Annotated in this window: 9 protein-coding genes; 1 reads left to right on the plus strand and 8 read right to left on the minus strand. The window is 60.6% G+C overall.

Annotation, left to right across the window (positions count from 1 at the left end):
* The 8 genes from HNR01_RS27200 to HNR01_RS27235 all read right to left on the minus strand — a co-directional run.
* Window positions 1-291, minus strand: a 291-nt coding sequence (locus HNR01_RS27200) for a transposase (RefSeq protein WP_183671065.1), incomplete at its 3' end; no start/stop codon positions are given.
* Window positions 292-510: 219 nt separating this feature from the next.
* Window positions 511-1,278, minus strand: coding sequence for an alpha/beta fold hydrolase (locus tag HNR01_RS27205; RefSeq protein ID WP_012455659.1), 768 nt, complete (start codon window positions 1,276-1,278; stop codon window positions 511-513).
* A gap of 106 nt (window positions 1,279-1,384) precedes the next feature.
* A complete protein-coding gene (locus HNR01_RS27210; protein WP_012455658.1) occupies window positions 1,385-1,591 on the minus strand; it encodes a putative antibiotic biosynthesis monooxygenase in 207 nt (68 codons plus the stop codon).
* 14 nt (window positions 1,592-1,605) lie between these two features.
* Complete coding sequence (locus HNR01_RS27215) at window positions 1,606-2,217, minus strand: glutathione S-transferase family protein (protein WP_012455657.1); 612 nt, start codon at window positions 2,215-2,217, stop codon at window positions 1,606-1,608.
* A 68-nt stretch (window positions 2,218-2,285) separates the two neighbouring features.
* Entirely contained in the window at window positions 2,286-3,248 is a 963-nt protein-coding gene (locus tag HNR01_RS27220) for an SMP-30/gluconolactonase/LRE family protein (protein WP_012455656.1), read from the minus strand.
* Window positions 3,245-3,877, minus strand: a complete 633-nt coding sequence (locus tag HNR01_RS27225; protein ID WP_012455655.1) for a carboxymuconolactone decarboxylase family protein — start codon at window positions 3,875-3,877, stop codon at window positions 3,245-3,247. Before HNR01_RS27225 ends, HNR01_RS27220 begins: the two co-directional genes overlap by 4 nt.
* Window positions 3,878-4,088: 211 nt before the next feature.
* Complete coding sequence (locus tag HNR01_RS27230; RefSeq protein ID WP_012455654.1) at window positions 4,089-4,727, minus strand: TetR/AcrR family transcriptional regulator; 639 nt, start codon at window positions 4,725-4,727, stop codon at window positions 4,089-4,091.
* 233 nt (window positions 4,728-4,960) lie between these two features.
* Complete coding sequence (locus HNR01_RS27235; RefSeq protein WP_026105549.1) at window positions 4,961-5,443, minus strand: GNAT family N-acetyltransferase; 483 nt, start codon at window positions 5,441-5,443, stop codon at window positions 4,961-4,963.
* 122 nt (window positions 5,444-5,565) lie between these two features.
* On the opposite strand from HNR01_RS27235, the gene HNR01_RS27240 reads away from it, so the two are divergent.
* The coding region (locus HNR01_RS27240; RefSeq protein ID WP_183671067.1) for a transposase at window positions 5,566-5,856 on the plus strand (291 nt) is incomplete at its 3' end.

The raw sequence follows: 5,856 nt of genomic DNA on the forward strand, positions 1-5,856 counted from the left end.
GGTCAGCCACATCAGCTCGACGTTGCGGCCAGCCTCACGCTCCAGACGGCGGCTGGAGGTGACTTGGTTGAGGTAACCGTAGAGATAGAGCTTCAGCAGCGTCGCGGGATGGTACCCGGGCCGTCCGGTCGCGGCCGGCATCATGCTCGCAAAGCCCAGGGCCGTGAGATCAAGCTCGTCTACGAACAGGTCGACGACGCGCACCGGATTGTCTTTGGACACATAGTCGTCCAACCGGTTCGGCAACAGCGTGACTTGGTGGCGATCCGCACCACAGATGAACCGCGCCATACACGCCTCCGCTCTCCCGCAGAGACTATCGGAACCGCTACGTTTCCACACAGCCTCGGTGGCAACCGGACCTTGTCTCCTTCCCGAAACGGACCTTCCGCATCCGACTCATGCCAGCCGTAGGAACTGTTGCTGACGCACCCAGGAAGCAGTTGTGCCGCCCCTGAAATTTGGTCTGCCCCTAGTTGCGGTTTTGAGCCGTCCGGAGGATGCCACGAGTCAGGGCCGGCCGGCCGCCTCGATGATAAGCTTGGCAATTGTATCGGCCTGCGAAATCAGGGCAAGATGGCTGGCTTTCACCTCGATAGTCTTGGCGCCCATGCGCTTAGCCATGAACCGCTCCAAGTCGGGATCGATCGTTCGGTCCTCCGTCGACACGGCGTAGTAGCTGGGCTTCGTTCGCCATGCCGCGACGGTCGTCCTGCCGGCGAGCAGACCTTTCTGGAAGGGTTGCTGTACGGCGTGGAGGACCCTGGCCTGCGCCTCCGGCAGGTCGCCGGCGAAGTCACGCAGGAAGGCTTCCTCGCCAAGCCGTCCCTCCTCGCCGTCATAGACGATGCCAGCACTGGCCGGAGGTGTGGGATAGGTCTTGGCCAGTGCGGCATAGTCTTCTCCGGCGTCGGGCGCCCGCGCTGCGACGTAGACGAGAGCGGAGACTTTCGGATCCACGCCGAGCTCCGTGACGATCATGCCGGAGAATGAGTGACCGACAAGTACGGTCGGGCCATCCTGCCGAGCCAGCACGCGTCTGGCCGAAGCTACGGCGTCTTCCAGGCTGGTGAGGGGGTTCTGAACGGCAGTGGCGTTGAGGCCCGCAGCCTGCAGTCGCGCGATGACCTCGGTCCAGCATGAACCGTCGGCGAACAAGCCATGGACCAACACGACGTTCTTGGCGGTTGGACGTGACTCGGCGCGAGGCGCGTTGGGAACGGCGGATGTCAGAGCCGCGACGGTGAGTAAGGTCGAGAACTTACGACGGTCGATCATGCAGTGATCTCCTGAGCTTCTGTAGAAGGGCTGGAAGGGTACGATGCCGCGCGCCAAGTAACCTACGCTCCTGGGACGTGCGGAGCGGACACACACCGGACGCGGCTCAATGTTCGCGGAGTCTGTTGATGCCAGGTATGATGACGAAGACCATCGTCGTGACGATCATCGGAACGACGACAAGGTGACGTTGCCACAGTGGCCAGCTTGGCGTGATGGACTGCATAAAATACGATAGCGCCGTGACCAGCGGATACACCGCTGCGAACACGAGCACGCAGAAGATCAGGCGGTCCGCTCGGCCGCGAGTCATCACGGGGCTTCCTTTCAATAGTCCGCACTGGGTCGGGAGCGAAACCGCTTGTACCAGCTGTCTAGCCGCGGATGTTTGTCGCCGAAGGGTAGGTCAAATCGCTCCCGCGCAGTCTGGAAGATCGGGAAGGCGGTGCAATCGGCGACGGTGGGCGTGTCGCCAGCAAGGAACGCATGCTCTCCGATTTCCTTCTCCAGTACGTTCAGTATCTCGTCGACGTAGCGGGAGATTCGGTCTGCGACCTCAAGCGAAGGTGCCGGCTCCTTTCCGAGGAAGGCATCGGTGCGATTCCACAGCCACAGCTGGCCGCGTCCGACAAGGTCGGCCGCGAGACGCTCGAGCGATCGGACGCGAGCGCGCGAGGCCGCTTCCGTCCCGAACATCGGATGCTCGGGATAGAGCTCCTCAAGATACTCTACGATTGCGGCGGAGTCTGTGATCGCCTCGCCTGCATCGGTCACCAGGGTCGGCGCCCGCCCTGAAGGATTGATGGACAGATACGCTTCGGAGCGATGCTCCTTATTTTCGTAGTCGAGTTCGTAGCGCGGGACATCGATGCCCTTTTCGGACATGTATATGATGACACGGCGCGGGTTGGTGCCTTTGCGAAACTGGTACAGCAGCATGGCGTCTCTCCTGCAGGTCAGATTTTGAGGCGGGCGTGCCGGCCCGTAGCGGTGGAAAAAGAGGCACTTCAGTCGCCGATCGAGGTGAGCGGATACTTCACTACTCGGTACGGTAAGCGCTCGGGCCTCCCAGAGAATAGAACATCAATGATTTGGCTCTCGGTCAGAAGAAGTTGATCATCAATGACGAGCCCTGCTGTGGGGGAGGCGTTATCTGGCATGTCGTACTCGCCGATCACCTCGTATGCGTCGTACTCGGCCGACAGCCGAAGCCGTGTCAGGCTTCGCTCTTTCGACATGTCGATCGACAGCACGTCCGTATCGGACAAGTAAGCGAGCCCGTCCCCGCCCGGATTGCCGTGGCCCGCGAGTTCGATGATCTCGCGCGTCACCGCTTCGATGCGGAACAGCTTGCCCGTGTTCGTCTGGACGACGAGCAGGAAGCGCTCGTTGGGAGTCGCAAGGATGCCATTGAGATTGAAACGTCCAGGCGACGTACCGTCTTCCTGGTAGTTGATTGGCGTGCCATCGAGCGGTAGCCACGGCTCGAGCTGTCCCAGTTCCGCCACCGTTCCCCTTGCGAGCACCGCCGCCGTGAGCCGGTACAGCACCGGTTTGTAGGAGTCGGTGATGAAGGCATCGCCGTGTGCGAAGGCAACGTCGTTGACGAAGGTGGGGGCCGCAGGGTTGGGGACCACCGTGTCTGGCGCTGCGTTGACCAACCCATTCGAGTAGCGGCCGATCACCCTGCCCGTGTCCACATCGAATACGTGGACGAGGCCAGTCACACCACCGCAAACCACGAGTTGCCGGGTCGCCTCGTTTACTTTGAGACCTGTTGAGGAGGTCAAACCGTGCGCGCCGGCCTCAGAAAAAACCTCAAAGGCTCGTCCATCGAGCGCAACGCGAAAAACCGTGCCCTTCAGCATGGCGGTGGTGAACAACGTTCGAGATCGCGCGTCGAACGCAAGGCCTTCGGGATAAAGGCCAGTCCCTGGTACGGCGTAGAATCCGGACAAGCTGCTGCTCATTGCTGCTCTCTCTTGCTGGCGTGAGAGGACCCATCCGGCTCCGCAGGCACGGGGATCTCGAACGCGTTGAGAGCGGCGGAAGTGTAGAGGTACTCCCCGATCAGAAAGGTCATGTCGACTACGCCCCGGCGGCCGAAGGTTTCCGCCGCAGCCCAGTACGTGGCGTCGCTGATCTTCCGCTGCATGACGAGCTCGAGCGTGAGCTTCTGTGCCAGCGCCTCTTGATCGTCGAGTTCGGGGCTCGGCTTGCCGACGGCTAAAGCATCGATGGCTTCCTGCGAGAAGCCGTTCCGCCGGGCAATGGCCGAGTGTGCATAGATTTCATAGGCGGCCTGCCAGACAGACGCGACGCTCAGGATGACGACCTCGCGGACGCGGGGAGTGAGCGCGGTGCCCTTCGACTCCGCCTCCATGAACCGGAACATGCCCTGTGCGACCACGGGACTGTACAGGAAAGCGTTGAATGGGCCATAGAACGAACCATCCCCCGCTTTGCCCTTGAAACCGGCTTTGTCTGCCCAGGGTATCAAGGTTGTGTCGATGTACTCGTAAGCTTCGGCTTGCTGAGGATCGAGATCCGCTCTCCTCAGGGTTGGCAGACGACCACCGTCGATGACGTCGTTGCTCATCATATCCTCCATACGAACGGCCCGGCCAATCTTGTCGCCAAGTTGGATGCTCTGGCCCAAACTACGATACGAAACGTACCGTTTCGATTATGGTTCCGGATGGACAAGCGGTCCTAGGGCGAACGTCGGATGGAGGATTCAGGCGCGGGGAAGCCTCGCAGCAGCGGGCTTGTCGATGCAGCCCAACTGCCAACCTAGGTATAGGTTCTTATCAGCTCGGTACGGCGCCAACGGAGTGTCTGGTAATAGCTTCCTGCTTCCCGAGGACCCGCAACGCCATCGCGGGAAGCGACGCAGCGAATTCGGCATCAAGCGCTGAGTGCCCTATCAGCAGACGGAAGTATATAGCTCCGTAGATCATATCGATGACAGTGTCGGCGTCTGCCTCGAGTGTGAACTCTCCGCGCTCAATGCCCTTGTCGACGACGGCTCGCACCTCGGCTCGACGATTTACGAAAAACCGGCGGCGGAACTCGGTTATGATCTCAGGATCGAACTGCCCTTCCGCCAGTATGCCCGCAGCGATCCTCCCCGTCTCTCCACGATAATGCGTGATTAGCCGTGATATCTGATCAGAGAGCGCTAAACTTGCGCTCTCTGCGTCTTTTGCCGGCGCATCCAGCGCCGCTAGATTCATGAATACCTCGATGACGATAGCTGTCTTGCTAGACCACCAACGATAGATCGTGGTTTTGCCGACCCCTGCTTTTTGCGCGATCGCTTCGATCGTCAGGTTGCGAATGGAGGTGGTTTCGAGGAGCGCCTGCGTGGCTTCGAGGACCGACCGACGGGAGGCTTCGCTTCTCGGTCGGCCGGGCGATCGAGCTTCTCGATCATTATGGTTGGGCATTCGATTCCTTTGCGCCCGAGAGAATGGTGGCCACCTGCGTAGCGACTTTGCTAATTGTGATACGATACGGACCGTAATGCAAGCTCTGCTCTGCTCCGTCGTGTTCGAGCGATGCGGGTGACAATGTGGAGTGGTGCGGTGTGTGAGTGCGGGAAGTTTGTCGGCAAGATCCTGGCTAACTCCATTGATTACTCTGATTCATATTTTTGATTGCAGACCCTATCGGCGGGTTGTCAGAGCGCCTGAAACATCACCAATGCGTCGACATAGCCGTGGGCGGGGTGGTGGAAGGCGAGTGGCAACCGCCCGACGATCTCGAACCCAAGCTTTTGCCAAAGGCGCACCGCTCGCTCGTTCGTGCTCACCACGAAGTTGAACTGCATGCCCCGGTATTTGCGAGACCGGGCGTGAGCTAGGGCATGCTCGCCCATGCGTCCTGCAATGCCGCGCCCGGTGGCAGCGGCGCTCACCATGAAGCCGCAGTTGCAGACGTGGCGACCACCGCCCGCTTGGTTCGGACGCATGTAGTAGGTCCCGAGGATGGTCCCTTCCTCCTCTGCGACGAAGGTCTCCTTGTCCGATCCCATCCAGTAGGCGAGCGCCTGCTCCTCAGTCATGTCCCGGTCGAGAGTGTAGGTCTCACCAGCACGGATGACCGGCTCGATGATCGACCAGATAGCGGGGGCGTCATCGGAGAGAGCGGTACGGATCAGCATGGCGACGCGCATAGCGGTAACCGCGAGGGTCCGAAAGCCACGAGGCTGTAGGTCTGCATCCCATTGAGGCTGTGTGAAAACGCTGCGGTTCTGGTAGTCTCTGCATGACGGTGGAGGCTTGTATGACGCGGTTCGTTAGTGGCGCAGATCGTCACCAGATCGCGCTTCTGCCGCATCGCCTGGACGACTACGTGTCTGAGGACAATCCAGTTCGCGTCGTCGATGTGTTCGTGGATGAACTCGATCTTGCAGCCCTTGGCTTTGCTGGCGTGACGCCGGCCGCGACCGGACGGCCCGGCTATCATCCCGCGACACTGCTGAAGCTCTATCTCTACGGCTACCTCAACCAAGTCGCCTCGAGCCGCCGCCTGGAGCGTGAGGCTGGCCGCAACGTCGAGCTGATGTGGCTGACT

The organism is Methylorubrum rhodesianum, from assembly GCF_014199985.1.
Taxonomy (GTDB): domain Bacteria; phylum Pseudomonadota; class Alphaproteobacteria; order Rhizobiales; family Beijerinckiaceae; genus Methylobacterium; species Methylobacterium rhodesianum.

What these genes read in the sequence shown, in the direction of transcription:
- HNR01_RS27205 (WP_012455659.1), bottom strand. Translation starts at nt 1,278, where the DNA reads ATGATCGACCGTCGTAAGTTCTCGACCTTACTCACCGTCGCGGCTCTG.
- HNR01_RS27210 (WP_012455658.1), bottom strand. Translation starts at nt 1,591, where the DNA reads ATGACTCGCGGCCGAGCGGACCGCCTGATCTTCTGCGTGCTCGTGTTC.
- HNR01_RS27225 (WP_012455655.1), bottom strand. Translation starts at nt 3,877, where the DNA reads ATGAGCAACGACGTCATCGACGGTGGTCGTCTGCCAACCCTGAGGAGA.
- HNR01_RS27215 (WP_012455657.1), bottom strand. Translation starts at nt 2,217, where the DNA reads ATGCTGCTGTACCAGTTTCGCAAAGGCACCAACCCGCGCCGTGTCATC.
- HNR01_RS27230 (WP_012455654.1), bottom strand. Translation starts at nt 4,727, where the DNA reads ATGCCCAACCATAATGATCGAGAAGCTCGATCGCCCGGCCGACCGAGA.
- HNR01_RS27235 (WP_026105549.1), bottom strand. Translation starts at nt 5,443, where the DNA reads ATGCTGATCCGTACCGCTCTCTCCGATGACGCCCCCGCTATCTGGTCG.
- HNR01_RS27220 (WP_012455656.1), bottom strand. Translation starts at nt 3,248, where the DNA reads ATGAGCAGCAGCTTGTCCGGATTCTACGCCGTACCAGGGACTGGCCTT.